This window comes from Paracoccus methylarcula, assembly GCF_003007735.2.
GTDB lineage: Bacteria > Pseudomonadota > Alphaproteobacteria > Rhodobacterales > Rhodobacteraceae > Paracoccus > Paracoccus methylarcula.
In genome coordinates, this window is record NZ_PXNQ02000007.1 from 102,956 (window position 1) to 128,968 (window position 26,013).

A 26,013-nucleotide genomic window follows, 5' to 3' on the forward strand; every position below is an offset into this window, starting at 1 on the left:
TCAGGCCCTCCTGACGCCGCGATTGGCGTGTTTTTCCATGCGCGCCAGCACCAGTTCGGACAGGATGCACATGGCCCAGTAGAGCAGGCATGCCAGCAGGTAGAAGGTGAAGGGCTGCTTGGTGACGCCGACCGCCACGCTGGTCATCCGCATCAGGTCGTTCAGCGCGATGATCGACACGAGCGCCGTATCCTTCAGCATGTTGATCCAGAGATTGCCGAGCCCGGGCAGCGCGAAGCGCCAGAGCTGCGGCAACTGGATGCGGCGGAAGATCTTGGCCCGGGTCATGCCGATGGCGCGCCCGGCCTCTGCCTGCCCATGGTCGAGCGAGTTGAAGGCACCCCGCAGCACCTCGCAGGCAAAGGCTCCGAACACCATACCGAGCGCGACGACGCCAGCCCAGAAGGGGCTGAAATCGCTGCCCGGAGCATCGGGGTTCCACCATTTCAGCAGCATGTTCCACAACAGGCCGACCCCGTTATAGACCACGAACAGGGTCAGGATCTCGGGCAGCCCGCGCATCAGTGTGGTATAGCCGAAGCCCAATGCGCGCAGCGCCCTGTATCGCGACATCGAGGCAAAGGCGGCCATGAATCCAAGACATAGCCCGACGGGAAGCGTGACGATTGCCAATTGAATGGTAATCGCCAGCCCCCGCAGGATCTCGTCTCCCCAACCGGTATCGCCGTAGGAAAGCAGTTCGAGCATTTTGGTCAACCTCCCGGCTGAGAGATTGCCGCGATTACTTCATCGTGTAGACGTCGAGATCGAAATACTTGTCGTTGATCGTCTGGTAGGTTCCGTCCTCGCGGATCTCGGCCAGCGCGGCGTTCAGCTTTTCGCGCAGTTCCTCGTCTTCCTTGCGCACGGCGATGCCCACGCCATCACCGACGAATTCCGGATCGGTGATAAGCTCCCCCGCCAGTTCGCAGCAGCTTCCATCCTCTGTCTTGGATGTCCAGTCATGCATCGGCAAAATATCCCCGACCTGCAGGTCGATACGCCCCGAAGCCATGTCGAGATTGGCATCGTCCTGTGTGGGATAGAGGCGGATATCCGCATCGGGATAGACGGCCTCGATGTAATCGGCCTGCGTGGTTCCGGACTGCGCGCCGATGACCTTTCCAGCCAGCGCCTCGTTGGTGAATTCGGTGATGTCCGAATCCTTCGGCACGACATGGGTCATGGCGGCAAGGTAATAGGGATCGGTGAAGGCCACCTGTTTCTTGCGATCCTCGGTGATGAACATCGAGGCGATGATGAAATCGTATTTGCTGGCCAGAAGACCGGGAATGATGCCGTCCCAATCCTGCGCCACGACCTCGCATTCCTCGCCCATGCGCTTGCACAGCTCCAGCCCGATCTCGACATCGAAGCCGGTGATGGTGCCATCGGATTCGATATAGTTGAACGGGGGATAGGCGCCCTCGGTGCCAAGCCGCAATGTCTGCGCCGAGGCGGTCGGGGACAGGGCCGCTGCCATCGCCGCCGCGGTCAGGATGGCCGTCAGTTTCATGTTGGTTTTCATGGGAATATCTCCTGTTGGATTGGTTTCTGTTATTTCTTGATCGGGGCGACCGGGTCACCGACATGACCGATGAAGCTGCCATAGAGCGTGGCGATGCGCTTGAGCCGGGTTTCGACATCCGGCCCGAGTTCCAGGAACACGCCGTTGATCAGCAGGTTGCAGAGGCTGGCCATCTGCGCCGTGGAATCCCAGAATTGATTGAACTGGGTCGGGACGGCGAAAACCTCTTGCGCGACATCATGTCCCCAATCGCAGAACACATCGGTGATCAGGGTCACCGGAATGCCAAGCTCCTGGGCTTCCCGGGCAAGGAGCTTGGCGAGCCGCGAATAGCGCCGCGCCTCGAAGATTACCAGGCAGGCATTGCCGTCCGAGGCCAGCACTTCGGCGAAATTGCCGTCGGCAAGATTGAGCAATGTCACCCGGTCGCGCAGATATTGCATCTGGTTGGCGAAATACTGGGCGATACCGCGTTCGGTCTGGAAGCCCGCGACATAGACGGCCTCGGAGCTTGCCAGCCGTTCCACCGCGCGTTGCCATTCGGGTGTGCCGGCCAGTTCGTAGACCCTTACGACCGCGGCGATTTCCATCTCCATCCCGAGATGCAGATGGCTTTGATCCGTGCGGGCGGTCCTTGTCAGTTCGGACAGCCTGTCACTGACCAGCCAGGGACGATCGCCCAGATCCGCCTTCAGATGCTCCTTGAGATCCTTGAAGCTCTTGTAACCCATGGAGCGGCAGAAGCGGCCGACCGTCGCCTCGCTGACCCCGACCTTTGCCGCCAGGCTCGCCGCGGTTTCAAAGGGCACCTCCGCCATCGCGTTCAACATGAAATTGGCAAGTCCCTTGTCGGCCTTGGAGCCGTTTTCAAGTGCCTGCGTCAGGCGTGGCCTTACGGAAAGCGACAAGCTGGAACCTCTTTGCGCGCCGGATAATGCTGATCGATTTGTGAAAGTTATCTGTCATTGTGTCAATAAATTAATTTAACTGTCACTCTGTCGCAAAGCTTTCTCCGTGAAATCCAACGGGATTTTTCGCTCTGTCCTGATCCGGTCGCAGGGCGAATGCCCCGCATTCATCCCGCTACATGCGCCAGCAACAGGCAGCTTTCGCTGTTGAGAACGCCGGGCACCTCGCGGATTTCGCGCAGGACGCGATCGAAATTCACCAGCGAGTCGGTCCGGATCTCGACTACAAGATCCCATGCGCCATTGGTGGCGAAGATGGTCGAGACCTCGGGGATGCGGGTCAGGGTGCTGACCACCTTGCGCGACATGCGCCCCTGCAATTCGACCATGGTGATGGCCCGGACCTCGCCCTCGACATCCACATCGGTTTCAATGGTGAAGCGGCGGATGCGCCCCTCGGCCACCAACGCCTCCAGCCGGAGGCGGGCGGTGCTGCGCGAGGTGCCGACCGTATGCGCCAATTGCGTGATCGACATGCGCGAATCCACCCGGAGGGCGGCGATGATGGCGCGGTCGATCTGCGAAAGGGATTTCATTCTGCCAATTCGATCAAAAACATGTCCATATTGGATGAAAATATATCCGATATGGGCAAAATGACAATCGCTATCGCCATCTCATCCCCGCATTCTCGCAGGGAATCAAGGAGGCGATATGTCCAGAACCTGTTCCCTGCTAGGAGCGCCGATCCAGACCGGCGCATCGCAACCGGGCTGCCTGATGGGCCCTGCCAGCCTGCGCACCGCCGGGCTGCCAGCCGCGTTGGCCGATCTGGGCTGGGCGGTCAGCGATCTTGGCGACCTGCGCATCCCGCCGCAAGAACCACGGGATCACCCGAATGCGGCGATCCACAACCTCGCCGAGACCTGCGCCTGGATAGAGGTGCTGGAGCGCGCAGCCTTCGACGCCGCGTCGGCACATGATCTGCCGGTTTTCCTGGGCGGGGATCATTCGCTTTCGGCGGGGACCGTGCCCGGACTGGCGCGCTTTGCGGCGGAGCAGGGGCGGCCGCTTTTCGTGCTGTGGCTGGATGCGCATCCCGACCTGCATCGGCTCGACAGCACCGATAGCGGCAACCTGCATGGCACGCCCGCGGCCTATTTCACCGGACAGCCGGGATTTGATGCTTATCCGCCACTGAAACATGCCGTCGATCCGCAAAACCTGTGCATGATGGGAATACGCTCGGTCGACGAGGCGGAGCATGCCCTGATCAAAGCGCAGGGGATCGAGGTTTACGACATGCGTGCGATCGACGAGCTTGGCGTCATGAAGCCGCTGGCCGGGTTCCTTGACAGGGTGCGCGCGGCGGAGGGCATGCTGCATGTCAGTTTCGATGTCGATTTCCTTGAGCCCGATATCGCCCCGGCGGTCGGCACCACCGTTCCGGGCGGGGCGACCTTCCGCGAAGCGCATCTGGTCATGGAAACCCTGGGCGACAGCGGGCTGGTGACCTCGCTGGACCTGGTCGAGCTGAATCCCTTCCTCGATGAGCGCGGCCACACCGCCCGCTTGCTTTGCGACCTGGCGGCGAGCCTGTTCGGCCGCCGCATCCTTGACCGCATGACCCGGAGCTACTGATGAAACCCGCACCTTCCCCGCTTGCCTATGTGCCCTTCGTATCGGTCGACAACATGATGCGGCTGGTCAATTCCACCGGCGTCGAACCGTTCCTGAAGGGGCTTGCCGCCTGCATCGAAGAGGATTTCAAGCGTTGGCCGGAATTCGGCAAGACGCCGCGCGTTGCCAGTCATTCCCGCGACGGGGTGATCGAGCTGATGCCGACGGCGGATGCCGAGCATTACGGGTTCAAATATGTGAACGGCCATCCGAAGAACATGAAGGAGGGTTACCAGACCGTGACGGCCTTTGGCGTGCTGTCCTCGGTCGCGAATGGCTATCCGATCCTGCTGAGCGAGATGACGGTGCTGACGGCGCTGCGCACGGCGGCGACTTCGGCGCTGGTCGGCCGCTATCTGGCGCCCAGGGGTGCGGATTGCATGGCGATGATCGGGAATGGCGCGCAATGCGAGTTCCAGGCGCTGGCTTTTCGTGTGCTGTGCGGTATCAACAAGCTGCGGCTCTATGACATCGACCCGGCGGCGACCGCAAAGGCGGCGGCCAACCTGGAGGCGCAGGGTTTCGAGGTGGTCCGGTGTTCCGACGGGCATTCCGCCGTCGAGGGTGCGCAGATCGTCACCACCTGCACGGCGGACAAGCAATATGCGACGATCCTGACCGACAACATGGTCGGCGCGGGCATCCATATCAACGCCATCGGCGGCGACTGCCCGGGCAAGACGGAATTGCATCGCGATATCCTGCTGCGCTCGGATATTTTCGTGGAATACCCCGAGCAGACCCGGATCGAAGGAGAGATCCAGCAACTGGACGAGGATCACCCGGTGATCGAACTGTGGCAGGTGATGCGCGGCGAGGTGCCGGGGCGTCGCGATGCGAAGCAGATCACGCTCTTCGATTCGGTGGGGTTCGCGACCGAGGATTTCAGTGCGCTGCGTTACGTGCACGGGTTGATCAAGGACAGCGACTACTTCCAGAAGCTGGACCTGCTGGCCGATCCCGATGATCCGCGCGACCTGTTCGGGATGCTGATGCGGGCGGGCTGAGCCGCCGCCACTGGAAACGCGTGGTTTCAGGGACCGTGCCGGGCGCTCCGTTCCGGTAATGCTGGCTGAGCCGCAAACCGGCCAGGCCGCGCGAGACCTGCATATGAAGGGAGCATTTCTCCAAATGCCGCTGCATATGGAGCGCCCGGTCAATCGAAGGAGATTCGTATCGGGCCGGATTGCGCTTGATATGGCGCTGGCCGGGGCCTGATCCGGCTCTATTTCTTCTTTGATTGCTGATCTCTTGTTTCTTTGCAAACGCTCCGACCCAGGTTCATGACCGGGGCATGAGCTTGCGTATCTGCAGCATCCTGACGGGGGCGTGAGGAAGGAAATGGATGTTATTTCATTGCGTTCATTCAAGAATACGAAACCAGAATCGCGCCGTAGATAAGGAAGCGTAGCCTCATCCGCATGGCGATCTGCGGGTTGAAACGATGGCCGTTCAATTTCTTGCTCCGCCTTTTCCCGCGAGTCAGGCGGCAGCCAATCCGGGGAGAATCCAGGCTGCAAAGTGCCGGAATATTCTGCCTGGGCAGTGACATATTGCAAAGATTGGCGCACCCGAGAGGATTCGAACCTCTGGCCTCTGCCTTCGGAGGGCAGGGATAGAGGGTTTGTTCGCCTAAAATCCCTCGTTTGTTCCGTGTTTGAACCCGTTTCGAGCGCTTTGGTCCCGTTATTTCCGCACCGAAACGGGACCGGACAGGCTTTGGTCGCATTTTCGGAGGTTCGCCATGGCTGATCTGTTCTCGAAGAAGGCCAATCCCAAGAAGCTGAAAACCTCGGACATGACGGCCGCCATGGCGAAGCGATGGGCCGCTCCGGAATACGCGATCATGTATGAGGTCGGCGAAGGGACCGGGGCAAATACCGGCCGCTATGCTGATGCCGTGATCATGTCGCTGTGGCCGTCACGTGGGCTGGAACTGCATGGCGTGGAAATCAAGGTTTCCCGTTCGGACTGGAAGCGCGAGGCGGCCAATCCGCAAAAGGCTGAGGCTATCGCCAAGTACTGCGATCGGTGGTGGATCCACACGCCGCCAGGCATCGTGGATGACCTGTCCGACCTGCCTCCTGCCTGGGGCCTGCGCGAGTTCGACGGGAAACGCTGGCACACGATCCGCGAGGCCGAAAAAACCGAGGCCGAACCGATCAACCGCCGGTTCCTTGCCGCGCTCCTGCGCCGCGCTGACGGCGCTATGCAGGCGATCATGAACGAGGCCATGCGAGAAGCCCGCGAAGCGCAGTGGGCCGAGGCCGAAAAGCAGAGAGAGCGATACAAGAAAGATGTTGAGCAGGCAGTGGAGCGCCGCACGCGGAAACTGGCCGAGGGCGCGGAGGCGGTTTCCGAATTTGAAGCCGCCTTCGGTTCGGATGCCGATTTCCGATCCATCTACGGCGGCATTCGAGATCCCAAGGCATGGGGCCGGGCCGCCCGCGCCTTGTCCGAAGTCAGCACGGGTTTCGGGCCGTTGACCGAGCGCCTGCGCAAAGCGGCCGATGAAATCGAGTCGCTGCAAGCCTTGGTTTCCGTTCAGTCAGGCGAGGCAGCGTGATGGCGCTTCCCTATGCATCCTCGACCGCCGGCCAAGCCCGCGAGAAAGAAATCCGCGACACCCTGCGCAGCGTGGGCGCGACGGCCGTCGGCTTCATGGTCGATGACGATGCCGACCAGATCATCGCGCAGTTCCGGCTGCACGGGCGAGAGGTAACGATCCCTGTCCGCGTTGGAGCCTATGCCGAGGCCTGGCTGAACGAGAATAAGCGCGGGCCGAGGACCAAAGAGGCAGACCACACGGCCAAGGCACGCAAGGTGGCCGAGAGCGCTGCCTGGGCGATCATGGCCGACTGGATCAAGGCGCAGGCCGCGATGATGGCGGCGGGCTTTATCAACACCGATACCGCGTTCCTGCCGCACATCCACTTGCCTGACGGGCGGAGGGTAGGGGATGCAATTGCCTTGACGGACGGGCCACTGCGACTGCCGCCTCCGAATACGACGAACGGAGCCTGAAATGACCCGCCTGACCTGCATCGTTCCCGGCTGCCGCAGAACGCGCGGCCAGCGCAAGGGAGAGCCGCCGATCCGCGTAGACGAGGAATGGATATGCGGGGAACATTGGCCTACGATTCCGGTATTCCTGCGCAGGCGAAAGCAAAAGTTGGCAGCCCGCTATCGGCGGGCCTTCGGCGACAACCATTTCAGTGCCTACCCACCCGGATCACAGAAGCGGATCGAAGCCCGACGGTTAAGTCTGGCCTTTTGGAAAGCGTGGAATATCTGCAAGCGTGCAGCTATCGAGCGCGCGATGTGGGTAAGATGTGGGTAAGGTGAGACTGTCCGTAACCGTAGATCTGGACTTTTCCATCATCGAACTCCATTCTGATCGTCAATATTTGCAAGATTTGATAGTCAGGGGGACCGATTATGGATGGTACATTTAGTCAATCTGGGCGTGTCGGTCGGCTGAGTACAGTCTTGGGCGAGGACGCCTTGGCCCTGTTGCGCTTCGACGGCACCGATCGGATGAACGATCTGTTCGAGTATCGGGTGGAAGCACTGGCAACACAGGACGATCTGGACTTCGATCAGTTGATCGGAACACAGGCCACGGTTGAGATCGAGGCACATGAAACCATGCGGCCGTTCTCTGGGATCGTGACGAGTGCCCAGTGGGCGGGTGCGGGAGAAAACGGCTTCAAATATGCGCTGACCTTGCGGCCCTGGCTGTATCTGGCCGGACTGCGGCGAAACCAGCGGATCTGGCATAGAAAGACAGTAGAGCAGATCCTGCGAGAATTGTTCGCGGATTATGCCCATCTTGGCGATCCGGCATTCGAGATCAAATTGGCATTTGATTATCCCGAACTCGAATACACCGTGCAATATTCCGAAAATGATATGGATTTTGCGCGCCGCCTGATGGAGCGGTTCGGTATCAGCTATTATTTTCAGCACGTGACCGGCAGCCATAAAATGGTGATCACCGATGACGAATTGAACCTCGCCCTGATCGGAGAGCGGCCATTCCATCCCGCAGATCGTCATCATCAGGCAGAAGAAGAGCATTTCTGGTCCTGGGAACCGGAGCGGAACGTGACCACCGGTGCCGTGCGGCAGGTGGATTACAATTTCAAGGCTCCTTATCAGAGCATGGAAACACGGCATATGGGCGACGCCGCCTATCCGGAGGGGCGGATAGAAAGCTATGAATATCCTGGCGATTATCTCTCCGAGGATGTCGGCAAAGTCATCACCCGTATGAAAGTACGGCAGGAGCGTGGCGCTGATCGGCGTATCCGGGCGGTCGGCGACTGCGTCAGCCTGACGAGCGGATACCGTTTCAAGCTTGGTGGCGACAAGGTGCCGGGTCATGGAGAGGCATTCGTCTGTCTGTCCGCGACCCATAGTTTCGTTTCCGAAGCCTATGGCACCGGGGATGCGGGCAGCGACGGCTACAGCTATTCGGGATCTTACGTTCTGATGCCGGACACCGCGCCGATGGTACCGCCGAAGCGCACGCCGCTGTCACGCATCTATGGCCCGCAGACGGCGATGGTGGTCGGCGAGGGCGAGATTGACGTGGATGAGTATGGCCGCATTCTGGTCCAATTTCACTGGGACTTGGACAAATCATATTCAATGCGTTGCCGGGTAAGCCAGAACTGGTCAGGCAATGGTTGGGGTGGGATCGTCATCCCGAGAATAGGCATGGAGGTGGTCGTCGAGTTCCTCGAAGGCGATCCCGACAAGCCGCTGGTGACGGGCTGCGTGTATAATGGGCGTAACAAAGTTCCATATGCTTTGTCGGAACATAAGACGCGCTCGACTTTCAGAACTAATACGCATCAGGGCGATGGGTTCAATGAATTGCGGTTTGAGGACCAGGTAGATCAGGAAGAAATCTATCTTCATGCTCAAAGAGACATGAATATCTGGACGCTCAGAAATAGATCTGAACTCACGGAAGGAAATCAGTCCCAAAGAACTCTTGGAGATAAATACGAACGAATCGATGAAAGTAGTAGGGTGGAGGTTGTTGGGAACATAGATATATCGGCTGGACATGAGGGAAATCTGATTGGAGCGGCAGCTCTCCTGCCCCATGGGTACGAATTTCGTACGCATCCTGAGAGATATGAAAAGGCTCGCGCTAATTGGCCCGATGACAATGGGTCAATACGTATTCAGGCCCAAAACGACATTGCCGTACTTTCTGGAAATACTCTGACGTTGGGATCAACAGAAACTACCGACGTAAGCACAGCTGGCCATTTAACCATTAACGCAATTAAAAGAATTTCGATGAAGGCTAGTAGAATGCTGTCTATCATATCAGATGCCTCGGCATCCATTCGGGCAGCTGCCGGAGTAAGGATGACTAACAAGAAATCCGGTTTGATTTTTGATGCAGATGGAAATGTGACAATTTATGGAAAGTCATTGAATATCCGCATTGATGGGGATGTTAAGGTGACCGGCAGAAAAATAAATTTGAATTGAGATGAATCATGGTCAAAGAAGTAGAGCCCGTTCAGCCGGTTGAGAGAATAGAGGAAATTGTTCGAGTACTGGATATGGAGTCGGTATGGAGGAACCCGGCTTTTAACGACACAAATTATGATCATGCCTATCCGGTCTTTGAGGCTTTATATCGATGGACAGCTAGAGGCGCATTTCAATTACCTGGCCAACAAACTCGTAAGGCTGAAATCGAACGTGCAGCTGTAGAAACTTGGGCGGCTAGACCGCTTGCCGCTCAGTTGTTTATTGGCAGAATTGCGATGATTCAAAGCATACCTGCATATGGTTCACTTCCAATAAGTAGGTGGCCGCTGGTGCGATTGAAAGAGGAATGGGCACGGCTAACCCGCATCATCCATATATTAGGTGAAATACGCTGGTACTTGGGAGTCGGGAGTACAGCAAATACTCTTGGCTCCAAGGCCGCGGGTAGAGCACTCGCCAACGCTAACGTTGCCGCGCGTGTAGGGGAGGCAAGAGCTGCGCGTGCTGCCATGCTTCTTCGTGCAAGCGGGGCCGTTGGTTTGGGTGTGACTATTCTTTCTGGTGTGGGCCTAACAATAGCGATGGCTTTGTGCAATGCAGCTCTGAGAGAAATAGATTCGGAAATAGAAGAAGTTCGGATACCGAAAGGCGAACTTACTCTTGAAGAATGGGCTCTGTTTGAGCATGAAAACGGATGAGTATTAGAATGTTTTCTCCTGCCTTTATAAGGTCAATTGCTGTAGCTACCATGATGTTACTTGCAATCATATTGCTGACTATCTGGTGGGTGGATCACAGACGTGGCGCCGCATTTGAACCTGCAAACTTTCATCCTTGCGAGAGTGGTGATTGCAGCGAAATGGATCAAAGCCTTCTTTCTGAGTTTCGAAACACATCGACTGCTGACTTTGAGCCATGGGCGCCAATAGATTTTTGCCAGATATCCATTAATGTTTTGTCCAAAACAAGGCAAGACAACACCCTCAGGCTTATTCCCTCGCAATTGGAGCGTGATGGAATCATAACTGTGTCAACTAATGGGGATGTGGTCACAGTATCTCCTGGCGTCAGTATTGAGGGTGTGTTGTCACCGTTTCATCAATGGCTTCCGGGTGCAAAGAAGGCATCTTGTCATCAAAGCGCATACGGTCCGGCCCTTCCATTGGTTTTATTTTTCCTACTTTACCTAGCAGTGCGGCTTTATACTAAGCGAGGTTGAAAATATAGGCATGCCAGCATCCACCCGCCTTGGCGACGTCGGCTCCGGCCACGATTGCCACTTCTCGTCAAGCCCGAGCATCGAGGCTTCACCTGATGTGAATATCGATGGTATCGCTGCCGTTCGGCAAGGCGATGCCTATGAGTCGCATGGCTGTTCATCCTGTCCAAAGCCAGCCCATCCGCGGAGCCTCGAAGGCGGATCAGGATCGGTCTTCATCAATGGAAAACCTGCTGGCCGGGTCGGCGATGCGATCTCCTGTGGTGGCGCAGCAGATGCGGGTTCAAGCACTGTGTTCATCGGAGACTGATTCTCGTTGCCGGTGTTTGACGACGATTCCGAGTATGGCATTTACCGCTTCGAGGCGCATGGGCATCATGGCGCCAAATGGCGGGTCAGCCTTTCTCGGCAAGGTCACCAGATCGAGCGCACATTCTGCGATAGTCTATATGGTTCATCCATGACCTGTCTGATACAGGCGCGGGCTTACAGGGATGCCGTCATGGCAGCTATCCCTCCCACAACCAATCATGAGAGGGTGGTTCGGCTGAGAAGCGACAATCAAAGTGGTGTATCCGGGGTGATCTTCAATGAGGATGATGCTCATGTGTCCTGGATTGCGACATTCACTTCTGCAAAGGGGCGTAAATCCAAACGTTTCTCCGTGAAGGAGCATGGAAATGATCAAGCCAAGGCTCTTGCCATCGCTCAGCGACAGGAATGGTTGAATGCGCATCCGGTCAACTATGTGACATTCTCGCCGCAAGCCGAGGAAGTCGCGCGGGACCGGTTCAAGGACCGGCTGGAAACGCCTGCAAATGTTCTTCCCCATGCCCGTTTGTCCAAGGCTGAAATAAAGAAGCGATTGGCGTCGATCAATGCGCGCTTCGATTCGCTACGCCCGGCGCGCCTCAGAGTTCGGGGGCGTAGGGGGACTGGTGGACAGGTATTGACAATATCTGTTTCTGATGCAGGCCGTCCGGCACGTCGCAAGGATATGAATATCAAGATGAAACGACGCCCGCTTGAAGTCGCACTTATGAAAGCGGCAGAAAAAATCGAGGCAACGATCACAAACATCTACAATGCCGATGCCGCACGCTGGTTCATGGACGAGCATGGACAACACTTGCTCGATCCCGCGTCGTTTGACCCGGAAGAAGGGTTCAGCGTGCTGGTTTTCGTTCCTGTTGACCTGCTGTCAGTTGATTCCGGGGAGTGTTGCCAGAGTCGGATACTTTCGTGAGGCTATCATCGCCGTACTCGCCTCCACCAATAGGGCAGAACCCGGCGCGCCTTCACAGCGCGCCGGCATTCTTGAGGGCTTTCGACAGGCGATCATGCTCGGACAGGGCCGTGGCCTCGTCATGCGCCCGCTCTGCCTGCGTGCGGGACCAGATGACGCGGGTTTTGCCGTAGAGCCGTTCCAGGACCGCCCAGAGTGCCATAAGGGTAATGGCAATGCCGTAGACGGCATTGGCCGCAACCTCGGCCGGGATCGGCAGCGGAACGCCGCAATACGCCAGAATGAGAAAGACGACCGTGAATACCTGGGCGACGAAGGATCGGTTGGTGATGAACACCGACCAGCGCGGCCCGGCACTGCCGGATCCCTCCGCGAGGTCATTCGCCATGCGAACGGTCGTGGAAATTTCCTTGAACAGTCGAAGCATCGGATCATCCTTTCAGGAAGATGATGGCGGCCGCCGCACCGATGATCAGGGCGGTAGTCAGGAGATTGGAGGAAGAAGGCTTGGCCGGTGATGGCGCAGGCGCGGGATCCGGGGCAGGGGCGGATGGCTGCGCCCCGCTGCGGTAGCGTTCCCGCGCGATGGCAAGGGCTGTCTCGACCTCGGCCACGCTCGCATGGGCCTTGTTCAACCCGTCACCCGCATAATAGGATTGTCCGGCCTTGAGCCAGCGGCTCGGGCCCTGCATGTCGCGCGGGACGGGCAGGGAAGCCCATTCCTTCGCCAGACCGATCACCATGGATTCCATGTCGATGGCACCGTCCAGATATCGCTGGAAGCCCCGGCCGATCAGAAGATGGCAGGCCATTTCATCCTGCACGGTTTCATCGAACACGCGGGACGTGTTGAAACCCATCTGCGCGACCGTGGCCTTGAGCGTGTTATAGATGATCTGGTATTTCCCGGCCGCCGTGGACGCCACGCCATGAGCGCGGATATTCGCCTGCCATGTCAGCACACCCCGAACGGTCAGGGATGTGATTTTGACCTTGGGCCGAAGGCTCTTGGGGATACCGCCATAGACAATATCGTAATCGCCCCGGCTCTCATATTTGCCGATCAGGTCGAGGACGGGCTGGGCGTGATAGATGGAGAATTTCATGGTGATCACTTCCCCCGAAACAGTTTCAAGAGGTCCGCGAACGCGGTCGGGCTTTTCGAGATTTCGAGCAGGCGGCGAATGAGCGTGTCGCCGAGCAAGGCCAGCACCGCCGCGACGGCATTGCGGTAATTCTCTGCTGGCCAGGAGAGCCAGTTCAGCACGGGATCGGTGAACACCCACGCCATGAAGACAGCCGCAGCCATCGAGGTTACGGCTTGGAATAGGGTTTGCGTTTTGGTGATGAGCAGCTTGACGACGGCTGCGCCAAGAATCACGATCCAGAATTTGAGTTCATCGGCCATAGGAAGTCTCTCATGCTTGGTGGCATGGGCGCACTTCCTATGTGCCCGGTGGCCTCACCATACCAGATGTTGAGAGACTTCGTCCAATGGAAGATTATTATGAAGCGGCGGCCTTTTTCTGCTCTCGAATTGCCTTTTGGCGAGCAATCTTATATAGATAAGCGTCTTTCTCGGCACGTTTCACAAGGTCAGTATCGCCAAGTCTTCTGGCGCACTGAATCAATGCGTAATAAATGTGCCGATGTTCTGCCATTTTTAGCGCTGCCTTGAAATGATACAAAGCCTTTCGGTCACTGCCCGCGTCTGCAGCCAAGAAGCCTTTGGTGTAATGATAATTGTAGTGATCCGGGTTCCAGACGATTATTGATTTCGGAATATGCCCTTCAAATAACGCCTTGATCGTTCTTTTTAGGTTTCCCGTTTCCCGAAGGCGACTTATCACGCCGTGCCCGGCCATGGGTGCAAGATAAACATGAGCATCCGGATAACCGGGATGGACCCATTGTTCGGCAAACTTTGCGTCAATCTTGTCCATTGGATCATAAATAATTATTGGCTTGTGCTCGCTTTTGGGAACATCCTTGAGGTCCAGAACGTGTTCAAGCTCGTTGACTGACTTCTGGGAGTTTCCGGACAGGTAGGGATGGACAGGAAGTCGTGGGGAGAAGCCGATAATCTTGGCGTTGAGTTGACCGCCAAAATAAAGTGCAGCGTAAGCGCCGGCACTGGCACCATAGGCAATAATTTCTCGGCCCGCTGCGATTGGTGCGATCAGACGCTCCACCGTCTCTATATCCAGACTGCGATGCATCACCTTGTGGTGCGAACCCACATAGACGGTATCGTAACCCAGCGAAAGTGCGGTTTTAGTCCCGAACCCCGAATAGGCCAGCTTCTCGTTGATCGGAGAAAATGTAACAATCAGCTTGCAGGAGGAAGTTTCGGCACGGTGATGGACAACACGATGCTTCGGTGTTGCCGATAGAATTTGATAGTCAGGCAATGCTCAACCATACATGTGTACTTGCGTGATGCATCTTATTGATCAGCTCCAAAAAAAGTCAACTATGCAGGCCAGACCTGCGGCGGCGGCCTCGCCGCAGCGTAGACCGGCAACAATCAGTTTCTTTCAGTCAGGTTCGCACGTTCGGTGAATGTGGAAAGCTTTGGATACGCCGCGCGCAAGACCTCGGCATTGATCCGGCCTTCCCGAAGCAGTTTCTTTACCCATCGAAGCAAGGGCCGGATCGCCTCTGGTTGTGTTCCAACGGGCGTCTTTCCCAACGGCGATTCCAGTGCCGCTAGTCCGGCGGTCTCGACTTCCTCCGAATGCTTGCGTGCTGCCGTGACGGCTTTCAGACGGCGAAGCGTCTGCCGCATACGCCGCAGGAACTCTTGATGATCGCCGGTTTGGTGCCACATCCGAAGGCTTTTGGCTCGTGATTGCTCCCGCATCATCTGCACGAAGATCTCGGCGATTGTGGTGTCGGACTGAATCCGGGCGCGGACGAAAGGGATGGCTCTGCTGCCGGTCAGACTTTCCGTCAATAAACGGAACTTGACTGCCTTCTGCTTGTGATTGAACCCGCCATTCTGTGTCCGGGCCGCGGTGTTGGGAGAGACGTCACTTGCCTCAAGTTCACCGGTCCGGATGCCGTGCTGTATGATTTCCTCGGCCAGCGGGGTGCGGGTTACGATGACGCTGTTTCCCATACCGTCCTGCTTGTATTCCGGCAGCCAGGCATCCCCTAGCGAGATGTCGGCCAGTTCGGTCATCACGTCGGTACAAAAATCACAGGCCCTGGATTTGAAAAGCCCTGTTCCCCACATGTCGCCAAGCTTCTGCATACGCACGCGACGTTCCCGGCCATTCGTGTCCATTGCCGCGAAAGAGTAATCACTGGAAAGACTTTCGGGATTCTTGAGCCGATATTCCGCGTCGTGATATGCACCTTCGATCCCTGCGCTCTGGGCAAGGAAATCGGTGTAGAAACGGCTTTTTAGCCCGCCGCAAATGATGCCCGTCACGAAAGGAATTTTGTCCTTCAGCTCCGGATGGTAATGTTGCTTCAGCCTGATCGCCTTCACGAAACAAGACACCGCCGAGACCGCGACCCGCCCCTCGATAGTTTCGATGGTGGAAAACAGTTGATCCATCGAGACGGGGATGTATCGCGTCTTCGATGTGGTTTCGATGTTTTCGGAAGCATCGAAGATGCGATAACTGTATTGTCCATCCGAAGCCTTGCGAACCACAAAGAGATGATCGACTTCACCCCGTCGCAGAAGCTGGTCGAAGACATAGGTGGCAACTCCACCGGAGGAAGATGTGGGACGAAAGGCTGTACTATACCCAACATAGGTCCCCACAAATCTGCCGAGTCGCAGATCAAACTTGTCAGCGTCCGGTAGGCAAATCTTTGCCAGAGCGTCTTCGTCCTCAACCAGTTTTTCTGGAGCCGGATTGAACGGACACACTCTGATGGCTTCGGCCGGGACTTTGTCTTTGGTCGCCCTGGGTTCAAGAAACCCATCTTGGGTCCAGACCATCTTCAACGTTCCGCACGATTCTGAGACACAGACGCCACAGCCCGTGCACAGGACATTCAGTGGATGGTTGTCCGCATCCAGCTCGGGTGCGGTACTGGCCATTTCCGTTACATTGCTGACAGGTGGTAAGGATGTCGGTTTGGGCCGTGCATCGGCGATGCCTGACTTGCCGCCGCTACCGTTCGGCTGGCCGTCTAAAGCATCCGTCAAGAATTGGAACGACCGCGAACGAAGCGCGTCAAGGCGCCCATTGACTGCCTCCCAATCGATTGGACGCAACAGGCTGTCAAGATCCACTTCGTCCGAATCTACGACGATCCGATCTTCCAACCCGACGGCTTTCAACAAAGACTGGAACCTGGCCAACCCTCGCTTGGCGTTACCGTAAGCTACAAAGGGGCGATTGAAGATGATCGAGAATGCGACCCCATGAAAGGAATCAGTGACGACAAATGAGGCGTTGTGAAATGACGCCAGCCAAGCTTCGACAGACTTGTCTCCGCCCTCGGCCTTTAATGGATCGGCAGAAACAAAAGACTGACCGCTTGTCGTGCGCGGCTCTATAGAAAGTGCATTGGAAATCCGATTGATGACGTCGAGTTTGTCAGGTGTTGCATCAAGCACGTAGGTTAGCAGATGCCCACCCTCAGAGGATCGCTGGCTTTCGGCAAGCAGGGTGGCGTAATCTTTCTTCGACAGCAAAAGCGTCGGGTCCAAGACGTGCTCGGCTTTAACCCCGAACATATTCCGACAGAGATCAACGGCGCTGTCTTCCCGCACCGAGACGGCATCGAATAACTGCAGAAGCGGTGTCGCGAAGGCCTTTTCATCGGGCTTGTATTCATCCGTTTCACTTCCGAAGGAAGCTGCGTATGCGATCCTCCTGATGTCGCGATCACCTTCGTCGAGGAACCCTAGGAAGAAGTCGCGCAGAAGACCCCTCGCGTATTTGGGGCGCCAGACCTGGTCGCTACCGACGATCACGGCTTCTAGGCCATACTCCCCGATCTGGCTACCAAGTGCCGAACTTGAGTGAAATTCCCTTGAGATCGGAGTCATGTATTTTTCCACGAAGATCCGGTTCTGGACCTTTTTCCCAAGTCCGATCCGATCAGGGTAGAGAGGAATATTAGCGGCCGGTTCCGGATTATCGAGTGAAGTGCTAGGGTCCTTCGAGCCTTGGCGCCGGTTCAGCAGCACGGGGCAATGTCCAAGATCACGCAAGACTCGCATCAGGGCGAATGCCTGCAGGTTTCCACCATAATTGCGGTTCATTGGTAGCGTCAGGATACCGATTTGCAGGGATCGCGCAGGTGTGTCCGCCTCCCGGACATCAGGTGCAGGATTGCCGCCCAACGCTTGCTCCGCCTCTAGCTGGGTTGTGGCATGCTGTGGGGTAGCGTTGTCTGGATCCGCATCTGTGCGTTGCTCAGTATCTGTGTCAGTCAAGAATGCTGCATCAGGTTCCGGGAGGTCCACCGCCAAAGACTCGCGCAGTAGTTTTGCCGCCAAGGGGCCGGACGGACCACGCGTTTCGATGGTGCGCAAGGCTTCGGAAATGTTGTTAGGGCGATCGAGGTTCAGCTCAATCGCTTGAGGATGATCTGCGAGGAACCGTTTAAGGCGAAGTCTCGGGTCGTTCATCTTGCCTTCGGCAATCAGAACCTCGACCTCGGCAGGTGTTTCGGATCCGGTCAGAACTTGACGTAATGGAGGAAGACCGCCCTGAGATTTCTGGACATACTTGGCCTTGGTCTGGGCAATATGGGCCGGATACCCGGATAGGATCTGATCATCGTCTCGCGTCAGGACGACCAGAATTTCTTCATCCAGTGGCCAGCCTTGCTTTGGCGCGGCGCGCATATAATTATGAATCCAGCGCACGCCCAGATTAGCGCCCCATCCGTGTTGCTGCGCCTGTTTGAGACCTTCAACGAGATTGGTAATCGGTCGTTTGCCGAATATCTTTTCCGGCCAGAACATAGCATTGTTCAAGCCAGTCTGCTTGAACATTCGTCCTGAAATTTCGGTCGAATCCGCAAGACCCGCATCTGCGATGCTCAGTAAGGTCGAATGCGGAATGTCGCCATCGATCAGCTTTTCCACGCTGACCGCCGGCGAGATTCTTGTCACAAGATCGCGCGAACGATGGATGTCATCCTGATTTAGTTCTCCAGCCGTACTTTTCATGAGAATACTGCGCAAATGCTGAACATTCTGGTTCTCAAGTGTTTTCTCAAGCTTTTCGAACCGCGCAGCAATAGATTGGCGATGCAGATATGCCAGCAGCGGGTCTGCAAATAGACGATCCCGTTCCTGCTCGAATCCCGCCAAATTTTCAGCTACAACCAGATCAGAAACTTCGTTGTGATCGGCCTTGCGCCAATAGTCGATGCCGTGACGGCTTGAGTTCGTCAAGCCATCTCCACGGAAGATCTTGAGCAGGTATTCGTCCAGGCTCTTGATCATGTAATGCGCGACCTCGGCAAAATCGCGATGGATGGTCTGGCGTCCGCCATTCCAGGTCAGGGTCTTTTGCACCAATGGCTGGCCACCGGCATCGATCCACGATTCTTTTGCCGGAGAACTGATCGGCACTCCTCCCTTCATCAGGGGTTTGGGAAAATGGATCGCCAGGCGTAGGTTGTCGGCCTGCCGGAACAGGGTCTTGACCCCGACCTTTGGCAGGTTTGAGACATCCATTGATTGTTTGAATCGCTGGACGACCGGTCGATCCTCAAACTCAATATTATATCCCGACCCAAACAATCGCCACGGGATCACCATCATGTCTGCGGATCTGTCATTCATGACATCCAGCAATACGTCCAGCGTGTGTGGTGCCGGTTTCACGACCAGAAATTCGTCAGCATCCAGAACCATGACGAAATCCGCCGAATTGACCTCGGGAGTCAGATTGGCAATCTTCAACGCTCTGGAATGTGGCTTGGCGCCCACCGGCACTTCGTTCTCATAATAGGTGATTGCCCCCATCTCATGCAGCCGGAGAAGCATTTCATGGGTGCCGTCGGTGCAGTCGTTTGCCAGGACGACGACCCGATCGAAGCCAAGGGCCCTGTGATAAGCAACCCATTCGATGATGTAGGGCGCTTCGTTCTTCATGGAGGTGACGACGGTTGATATCGGCATGGAGCTCTACTCGTTAAGTTTCATGGCGAGACGCCAACATGGATGGTAGGTAAATGCAGGACGTCCACAGGGGGGATCCAGGAGGCAATTGCCTTGATCTACCGACTGGTTCCCCCACTCTTGAGTGGCAGATCAGACCTGAGAGGTCAACTGTTGGCTGTGGCCTGAACTAGGTCACCTGCGGCAGTGACGGATCGTCCTCATCCACCAGTCGGGGATTTGCCGGGTTCATCAGGAACGCCCTGAGATCACCGTAATCGACACTCTGGATCGGGATCTCCTGCGCGGCCGCCATCGCCGCCGCCTGTCCCATGCATTGTCCGGCCTGCATGGCGGTGATCTCCATGCGCACCGATCCGAAGGCCACGGTTGTCAGGGAGGTGGCGAACAGTACCGAGAGATTGGTGCAGTTGCTTTCCTTCGGTACATAGGTCTCGAAGGGCACGGGATTGGCATTGTTGCCGCCGCCCTGGCCACGGACAAAGCCCCCCTCCATCCATGTCATCCATTGGCCCGCCTCGTATTCATAGGCGATGATGCTCATGACGTGGTGGTCGAAGGGATAGGAGGCGACGGCCACGGTATTGGTGCCGAGATTCGGATATTCGCCATCCGCCTGGTTCAGGTCGCGTGCGTCCATGACCGCCTTGCCAAGCATCCGGACACCCTCGCGGACGTAGAATTGCGGCGTGTCGAAGACCGCGTCGTTCTCGTGATGATCATGATAGTGATCGGCCCGCATTCCCCATGTCAGGGCCTCGGCCCGGAGCTCGGCAGGCACGCGGGGATCGTCATGGTGCTGAAGCGCGTAGAACAGGTTCAGGATATGCTCCCAATGCGCCTTCCAGATCGCCTCCCGCTCGGCATAGGTCGCGCCGGGATAGGTTTTGCTCATGCCGACCCAATCGGTCGAATAGCCATGGCCGGTATTGATGTCGTGGACGCCCTGCGAGATTTCATCCAGCTTGAGCAGGTCATGCATTCGGATCAGCGGGTCTAGTGCCAGGTGCCGAAACAGCATCTCGAACCGGGCAGGATCCCATGACGGCTGCGGCGTGGTCGGCAATGGCACGATGCGAGATTGCAGCATCCCCCATGCCAGCCGGAAATTAAACGCCTGCAGCTCGTCATCGGCCGATCCCAATGGCGGCTGATCATGCAGCCCGGGCGTAAAGGTGCTGTAAATGCCAGTGATCTCGGGCAACAGGCCGGATGTCGTGTCACCGGGGATGTTCCACGGATCAACATGGGCATAGCCGCCCTCGGTCAGTTGGAACTGCTTGGTGAAGCTGTTGAAGTTCTCGGCCACGCCGCGATAGCCGCCGACATCCTCAGTGCCCGTGCCCCGTACCTCTCGACCGACACGCCACGGCACGCCGGCGGCGATCAGGAGATCACCTTCATAGCTGGCGTCGATGAACTGCTTGCCACTCACCGTGCGGCCATCGACGGTGATCATGCTGGTGATGTCTGTGTCCGACTTGGTGACACTGGATACACCCTGCGAGTAATAGATCGGGATCTCGTATCCACCATTTGTCTCCGGATCGAGCAGCTCGCGCATCACACGGCTGAACATGCGCGGGATGAAGGGCAAGCCGGTCGCAGAGCCGCCATGCATGGTGCGGGCCTTGCGGATGATCCAGCGGGGAATACCGGTCAGGAACTCACCGTTGCGGAAATCGGTCCAGCCAAGACCGGAGGCCGACATGCCGCCGATATGCCGGTCGCGCCAGCCGCCGATGATGGCCACACTGGCCCCGGCCCGCGCCGCCTGCAGCGCCGCCGTGACGGCCTGCGGAGTTGTGCCGTAGATCACCACGTCAGCGGTGACCGTTTCCGGCCCGAGCCCGGAGGGTGTCAGGTCATACTCGCCATACTGGATCGCATCGAGGAAGGTGCCGATCGCGCCGGTCAGTTCCCGCGCTTCGGTATCGGTCATCGCCACACCGAAGGCCCATGCCGCCTGTTTGTGCGGGGAATAGTCGGGCGAGAGAGCGCCATCCATCGTCGCGGCCAGCAGGGTGATTGTCTGATTGATCGGCACGGCGGATACGTCCGAGGCCTGTGGCTTGGCCACGCCGTTACGCAGACCGGTGCTGCCCGCTGCAGCGGTCCTGCGGGCGGCAGTCAGGCCATAGCCGTCCGAATGCCCGACAGGCGCGACCACGGCCTCCTGGCCCTGCGTTCGGGCCGTGGAGGTATCGCTGGTGCTGCGGACGCAAAGCGAGATGCCATTGCCCGCCGCATCGACCGCACCGTAATCCAGGTTGTCGCTTTGCACGGTAATGCCGTTATGGTCGGCGCCCTTGCACCAGACCCCGTGGAAGACATCGTCCTGGGCGAGGTCCGAGGGGGCGAGACCGGTATCGAGTGCCTGACCCGCTCCGGTCGCCTGCCAGCCATCATCCGGGACGAACGCCGGCGCACTGATCTTGCTCATGGCCGAGGCAGGCGTTTTCCAGTTCAGCAGACTTTCCTGCTCGGTGGCGCCGACAATGAACAGGCCGGTCAGTTTCGACCAGACGCCCGTGGTCTTGAGCCGCTTGATGCAGGCATCGATTGTGCGGATACGGCGCGCCGAGGGCGGCACCGAGAAGGCGGCGATCAGTGCCGTGGTCTCGGCTTCATCGACATAGGGCGAGATGCTACCCGTGACCGGGTTGACGATTTCCGGGACATCGGTGCCGGGATCCATGCCCAAGGAGAACAGGAAATTCTCGATCCCGGTGCTGGTCAGCAGCGCGACCTGCGCTCCCAGGTCATCGCGCAAACGATACCTCGCCATCAGACCAGGACTCCCGCCGTCACGTCCTCGACGCGGCACAGCGCGGTGCCGCCGGAGGTGGCATTCGCCCCGATCCCGACCATGCCGCCGTCATATATGGTGGCCTCGGCCGTGAGCGTTTCCGCGCCGTTGATATAGGCCCGGAGCATGTTTCCGTCCCGCTCCAGCCGGGCGGTCAGCGGATAGGTCAGGACGCCGGAACTGGTGGCCGCGAGGGTGACTGTGTTCAATGCCTCGTCCTCCTCTTCGAGAACAAGTTGCGAGGACCGAAGATTGAGGCGGTAGCGACGTGTTTGCCGGGTTGCACATTGAGGTAGAGGAATGTCCCGCGTCCGGCCGAAAGGCTATTACCTCCGCCAAGAACATTGGCCTCGATGAACTGATCAGGCGGAAGGAAATCAGCCGATTGCACCACAGGCAGAGCGTTGATCGCGCTCGGTTGCGCCGCGTTGCTGACGATCGACATGATCGCACTCTGCGTACGTACATTGACCCATCGATCATCGTCGGCCAGCGGTTCGTCGGCGCGATCGAAGGTGTCGGCAAAGTTCAGGGCTGGATTGGGCAGTACCTCGGCCCACAAATCAACACCAGCCGCCATCTTTTCACTTGGGTCATCGAAGGTCCGCCACATGACCATGGCAGCGCCCACAGGACGGTCAGGCAGCGCGGCGCGTCGTTGAACTACCGCCTGCATGGAGCCGGATGCACTGGCTTTCAGCGCGTCAATCTCCGCCTGCATGGCCTGAATGACGGATTCCTTTGCAACCTTGGCGATGCGGATCCAATAGCCATCGTTGGCGGTCGGGACGCGCCCCTCTGTAGGCGGACTTCCCTGATCCCCCGACTTGCGCCACAGACCCACATAGGAGCTGCCAAGCGTCGTCGTAACGATCATCTTGGTGCTGGCGGGGACAGTATAGGCCTCTGGTGTTTCGGCCTCGATATGCGTGGCCCGATCTACCCATTTGGCGTCGTTTGCATTCAATCGGGTATCAAGCGCTTGGATTTGAGTAACGGTGCCCTCGATCACGCCCTCGATATAGGGCTGAAAGCTGGATTTCAGGAGCGTAATAGCAGGCATAGGAAGTCCCTTGCGTAAAGCTAGGGGCCACTTCCTATGGCCTCGGATACCGCTGTTTTACCAAATATCTGGCTCCCGTGCTATCCCAGATCAACCATAGATGGCCGGCGCGCGTTCGCGGCGGATTCTGTCGTTGATCTTGGGGATCAGCGACACGCCAAATTCATTGCGCTGGCTGGCCCGCATACGGCCACGCACCGATTGCTGAATCGTATCTGCTGTGATCGGCCATTCCGGCCATTCCCGGTTGAATTCCCGCATGCGCTTGAGGGCATTTGCCGGGACGGGCTTGCCCTCGCGAATGGCGTCGCCGATCTCACGGTGGATTGCCTTGCGACGGTCGGAGACACGGCGCTCTGCATTTTTGAGCCGGTTGTTGATGTCGTATCGTTCGGACAGACGGGCAGGGGTGAAGCCCGCGACTTTCGCCAGCACTTCCGTTGGACCCATATCCTCGATCAATGGATCTCCATTCAAAGTCTGGGCTCCCTCGGTCGCAAAGCGATAGGATTGCATGCCGTCCCGGATGAATTTCGGAGCGCCGGCCTCGATCCCGCGCCACGGATCCTTCGACGCCATGCCGATCCCTCTGGCCATACTCGCGCCGATCCCGATCACTGGACCGAGCATGTCGTTCATGATGTGGTTCCAGGCGTCGGTGCCTTCGAGATCGCGACCGCTGTCGCGGAACCACAGGTTCGGCATGCCGATCCGATTAGTCAGATCAACCCCAAGAACCTGTCCCGGGGCACCGTTGAGAGCCATTCCCATCATATAGTTCCAGGCCGCGCTGCCCATGTCGTCGCCGTCGAGCAGCAATGCATCCTGTAGCCAGTCTTCGGAGTCGTCCTCGCCACCGGGGAAGAACAGACCAAGCAAGCCCATGAGCAGGCCATAGCCCCAGACACCCTTGATGCCGGCATGGGCCATCATCGACAAGGTGATACCGACAAGCTGCGCGCGCGCCTCGGCCCGTTCTTCCTTGCTGGCACCATTGAAGGTCTGATGCGCATCGCGGAACATGCGCCAAAGCGTGTTCACGGTATAGGAGCGGAACAGGAAAATGACCTTGGCAACATCGCCCTGCATGAATCTCGGGCGACTGCTGTTCTGGTAATCGAAGTGGATTTTCCAGGTCAGGTCTGACGCCTCCCGGATTGCCTGATCATGGGCGATGCCTTCCCGGCGCGACAAACGGTAATTGGCAAGGAAGGTCACCTCACGGTTCAACCGCTCGGCATGGTGGAACATCCAGCCGATCTTCTCCATGACGGATTGCCGCACCGGACTGTATTCCACGCCACTATCGGCGACCGACGCGAGGTCATGTGCCTGGGTCTTGTCGATCGTGCCCAGCTTATAGGCGGCCTGCATGGCGGATTTTTCCTCGTCGGTCAGACGGCCGGACTTCTCGGACCAGCCGCGACCATCGGCAAAATCGCGCATGGCGCGCGTCACTGCAGCAACGGAGCCGGTGACACCTGCCCTCTTGAAGCGATGGGCCATGATCGGGGTGCCGATCAGGGTGGTCTGCGAAATGTTGACCAGCGCGGCTGCAGGACTCAAGCCTAGATACCAGACGAACCCGATGCTGGTCGCCGAAGACACAACGGGATTGCCGGTCGGGTTCATGGCGAAAGCGTGGCGGCGGCGCATTTCCTGCACGACGAATCCCGTTCGCTCGGGATTATCCGACCGGGCGGCTTCTTCCTCGGCGGTGTTCAGCATTTCCTCCATCTTGAGGCCATGCTTGAGACGGGCGAGCTGGTGGGCTCCGTGGAACATCTGCTTGCCGAAAGCCCGGAAGGCGTCAGAGGTGAAACCGGCCCGGCCTTTGCGATGGATCTGGTTGGTGCGCACGGATTGGTCTGGCAGTGTTTCCAGCCAATGCTGCCAGATGGCATCCATGACCTCGAAATCCGCCCCGGCATCGGTCAGAAGATCCTCGATCTCGGCCACGAAGCGCGGATCCACCATGTCGCGCAGATTGGTGTCGGCGTTCAGCACACCATGCTCGATCTTGCCAAGGCCGCGCTGTTCGGCATCGCGCATGAAGGCATCCTGCTGCGCCTTTTTCTCGAAGCGTGAGAAGGATGTGACCTTGCCCTGGTTGTCCCGGATGGTGACGAAATAGGTGCCGAAGCGGGCGAGCGGGAAATATGGCCCGGACATCCGGTTGCTCTCGAACTGCTGTCGCATGCCCGCCATCCGCGCTGCACTGCCCGCCTTGGCACGTCGCTCCGCCGCATCCAAAGCTGCATCGGCTTCCAAGACAGCTTGGTCGCGCTCGGTGCCCGTCAGCCCTTCGTCCTTGATTCTCTGCATTTCCTTGCGATGCGTCCGCTGTGCGCGCTTCAATCCGATCTCGGTTGCGATCTTGACGTTCTCGATCAACGCGGCGTCGGTGGCATCGGCGAGCGCGGAATACTCGTCGCGAACGGTGCGATACAATTTCTGGAAATCTTCGGGCAGCGCATCATATTTCGCCTTCAAGGCAGCATAGGCTTTCTCGCGCGCCTCGATCTCGTCATAGATGATCTGTGCCGTGGCGCGTGCTTTCTGGGTACCCATCCTGACAAGCGCGTCGGCCCGAGCCTTTTGCGGATGCACCCAATCATCCGGCTTGCTGGGATCGAGACCCGATAGGGTGCTTTTGTGCATCAGATCCATCAGCCGATTATTGGCTTCGCTGTCCTTGACCCGTAGTTTCCACCATTGCTTGGCGACGGTATCGCCGCGGCCATGCCAATCATTGCGCTCCGCATCCATGGCTTTCTTTTCGTGGAGGTAGGATTGTGCGGAACTCAAGCCCTTGCCCAATTCGGTAAAGAGTGGACGCCCCGGAACGAGCGCGAGGCTGTTCAACCGATCGCTCTTGCCCATGGCGTCGGTCAACCAGTTCGTGAACAGGGCAGGGGTTTTCTTCCAGTGC

At 57.9% G+C, this 26,013-nt stretch carries 23 protein-coding genes; 10 read left to right on the forward strand and 13 right to left on the reverse strand.

What is annotated here, in order from left to right:
* The 4 genes from A7A09_RS12275 to A7A09_RS12290 all read right to left on the reverse strand — a co-directional run bounded on the left by A7A09_RS12275 (nucleotide 1) and on the right by A7A09_RS12290 (nucleotide 3,032).
* Nucleotides 1-708, reverse strand: coding sequence for an ABC transporter permease (locus tag A7A09_RS12275; protein ID WP_106691679.1), 708 nt, complete (start codon nucleotides 706-708; stop codon nucleotides 1-3).
* A 34-nt stretch (nucleotides 709-742) separates the two neighbouring features.
* Nucleotides 743-1,528 (reverse strand): ABC transporter substrate-binding protein, encoded by a 786-nt coding sequence (locus tag A7A09_RS12280; protein WP_245999317.1) that lies wholly within the window; start codon nucleotides 1,526-1,528, stop codon nucleotides 743-745.
* Nucleotides 1,529-1,557: 29 nt separating this feature from the next.
* The gene (locus tag A7A09_RS12285; RefSeq protein ID WP_106691680.1) at nucleotides 1,558-2,436 is read right to left on the reverse strand and encodes a MurR/RpiR family transcriptional regulator; all 879 of its coding nucleotides are present in this window, start codon (nucleotides 2,434-2,436) and stop codon (nucleotides 1,558-1,560) included.
* Nucleotides 2,437-2,603: 167 nt separating this feature from the next.
* Nucleotides 2,604-3,032, reverse strand: coding sequence for an Lrp/AsnC family transcriptional regulator (locus A7A09_RS12290; RefSeq protein ID WP_106691681.1), 429 nt, complete (start codon nucleotides 3,030-3,032; stop codon nucleotides 2,604-2,606).
* 118 nt (nucleotides 3,033-3,150) lie between these two features.
* On the opposite strand from A7A09_RS12290, the gene rocF reads away from it, so the two are divergent.
* The 10 genes from rocF to A7A09_RS12325 all read left to right on the forward strand — a co-directional run bounded on the left by rocF (nucleotide 3,151) and on the right by A7A09_RS12325 (nucleotide 12,101).
* Nucleotides 3,151-4,077, forward strand: a complete 927-nt coding sequence (gene rocF / locus A7A09_RS12295; protein ID WP_106691682.1) for an arginase — start codon at nucleotides 3,151-3,153, stop codon at nucleotides 4,075-4,077.
* Nucleotides 4,077-5,123 carry an ornithine cyclodeaminase gene (gene ocd, locus A7A09_RS12300; RefSeq protein ID WP_106691683.1) on the forward strand — a complete coding sequence of 349 codons (1,047 nt, stop codon included), beginning with the start codon at nucleotides 4,077-4,079 and terminating at the stop codon, nucleotides 5,121-5,123. Before rocF ends, ocd begins: the two co-directional genes overlap by 1 nt.
* A gap of 737 nt (nucleotides 5,124-5,860) precedes the next feature.
* A complete protein-coding gene (locus tag A7A09_RS12305; RefSeq protein ID WP_106691684.1) occupies nucleotides 5,861-6,682 on the forward strand; it encodes a hypothetical protein in 822 nt (273 codons plus the stop codon).
* Nucleotides 6,682-7,140 carry a hypothetical protein gene (locus tag A7A09_RS12310; RefSeq protein ID WP_106691685.1) on the forward strand — a complete coding sequence of 153 codons (459 nt, stop codon included), beginning with the start codon at nucleotides 6,682-6,684 and terminating at the stop codon, nucleotides 7,138-7,140. Before A7A09_RS12305 ends, A7A09_RS12310 begins: the two co-directional genes overlap by 1 nt.
* A gap of 1 nt (nucleotide 7,141) precedes the next feature.
* A complete protein-coding gene (locus A7A09_RS20525; RefSeq protein ID WP_148043652.1) occupies nucleotides 7,142-7,456 on the forward strand; it encodes a hypothetical protein in 315 nt (104 codons plus the stop codon).
* A gap of 149 nt (nucleotides 7,457-7,605) precedes the next feature.
* Nucleotides 7,606-9,630: a type VI secretion system Vgr family protein gene (locus A7A09_RS12315; RefSeq protein ID WP_245999318.1), complete on the forward strand. Its 2,025-nt coding sequence runs from the start codon at nucleotides 7,606-7,608 to the stop codon at nucleotides 9,628-9,630.
* An 8-nt stretch (nucleotides 9,631-9,638) separates the two neighbouring features.
* Complete coding sequence (locus A7A09_RS20530; protein WP_148043653.1) at nucleotides 9,639-10,334, forward strand: hypothetical protein; 696 nt, start codon at nucleotides 9,639-9,641, stop codon at nucleotides 10,332-10,334.
* Nucleotides 10,331-10,855, forward strand: a complete 525-nt coding sequence (locus A7A09_RS20535; protein WP_148043654.1) for a hypothetical protein — start codon at nucleotides 10,331-10,333, stop codon at nucleotides 10,853-10,855. The genes A7A09_RS20530 and A7A09_RS20535 overlap by 4 nt, the downstream gene beginning before the upstream one ends.
* Nucleotides 10,856-10,865: 10 nt before the next feature.
* Nucleotides 10,866-11,165 carry a PAAR domain-containing protein gene (locus A7A09_RS12320; protein ID WP_106691687.1) on the forward strand — a complete coding sequence of 100 codons (300 nt, stop codon included), beginning with the start codon at nucleotides 10,866-10,868 and terminating at the stop codon, nucleotides 11,163-11,165.
* A 6-nt stretch (nucleotides 11,166-11,171) separates the two neighbouring features.
* A complete protein-coding gene (locus A7A09_RS12325) occupies nucleotides 11,172-12,101 on the forward strand; it encodes an AP2/ERF family transcription factor (RefSeq protein WP_148043655.1) in 930 nt (309 codons plus the stop codon).
* A gap of 52 nt (nucleotides 12,102-12,153) precedes the next feature.
* Here the strand turns inward: A7A09_RS12325 and A7A09_RS12330 are convergent, their stop codons facing one another.
* From A7A09_RS12330 to A7A09_RS12370, 9 genes are all read right to left on the reverse strand, one after another.
* Nucleotides 12,154-12,528 carry a hypothetical protein gene (locus A7A09_RS12330; protein ID WP_106691689.1) on the reverse strand — a complete coding sequence of 125 codons (375 nt, stop codon included), beginning with the start codon at nucleotides 12,526-12,528 and terminating at the stop codon, nucleotides 12,154-12,156.
* Nucleotides 12,529-12,532: 4 nt separating this feature from the next.
* Nucleotides 12,533-13,207 (reverse strand): lysozyme family protein, encoded by a 675-nt coding sequence (locus A7A09_RS12335; protein ID WP_148043656.1) that lies wholly within the window; start codon nucleotides 13,205-13,207, stop codon nucleotides 12,533-12,535.
* Nucleotides 13,208-13,212: 5 nt separating this feature from the next.
* On the reverse strand, nucleotides 13,213-13,509 hold the full coding sequence (locus A7A09_RS12340; RefSeq protein WP_106691691.1) for a hypothetical protein: 297 nt from the start codon (nucleotides 13,507-13,509) through the stop codon (nucleotides 13,213-13,215).
* Between the two features lie 97 nt (nucleotides 13,510-13,606).
* Nucleotides 13,607-14,512, reverse strand: a complete 906-nt coding sequence (locus A7A09_RS12345) for a tetratricopeptide repeat protein (protein WP_148043657.1) — start codon at nucleotides 14,510-14,512, stop codon at nucleotides 13,607-13,609.
* A 116-nt stretch (nucleotides 14,513-14,628) separates the two neighbouring features.
* On the reverse strand, nucleotides 14,629-19,209 hold the full coding sequence (locus tag A7A09_RS12350; protein WP_106691693.1) for a polysaccharide pyruvyl transferase family protein: 4,581 nt from the start codon (nucleotides 19,207-19,209) through the stop codon (nucleotides 14,629-14,631).
* Nucleotides 19,210-19,378: 169 nt separating this feature from the next.
* The gene (locus A7A09_RS12355; protein WP_106691694.1) at nucleotides 19,379-21,997 is read right to left on the reverse strand and encodes an FAD-dependent oxidoreductase; all 2,619 of its coding nucleotides are present in this window, start codon (nucleotides 21,995-21,997) and stop codon (nucleotides 19,379-19,381) included.
* Nucleotides 21,997-22,227 (reverse strand): hypothetical protein, encoded by a 231-nt coding sequence (locus A7A09_RS12360; protein ID WP_106691695.1) that lies wholly within the window; start codon nucleotides 22,225-22,227, stop codon nucleotides 21,997-21,999. Before A7A09_RS12360 ends, A7A09_RS12355 begins: the two co-directional genes overlap by 1 nt.
* Nucleotides 22,224-23,081 carry a hypothetical protein gene (locus tag A7A09_RS12365; protein ID WP_106691696.1) on the reverse strand — a complete coding sequence of 286 codons (858 nt, stop codon included), beginning with the start codon at nucleotides 23,079-23,081 and terminating at the stop codon, nucleotides 22,224-22,226. Before A7A09_RS12365 ends, A7A09_RS12360 begins: the two co-directional genes overlap by 4 nt.
* A 90-nt stretch (nucleotides 23,082-23,171) precedes the next feature.
* A complete protein-coding gene (locus tag A7A09_RS12370; RefSeq protein WP_245999330.1) occupies nucleotides 23,172-25,946 on the reverse strand; it encodes a PLxRFG domain-containing protein in 2,775 nt (924 codons plus the stop codon).
* Nucleotides 25,947-26,013: the final 67 nt, after the last annotated feature.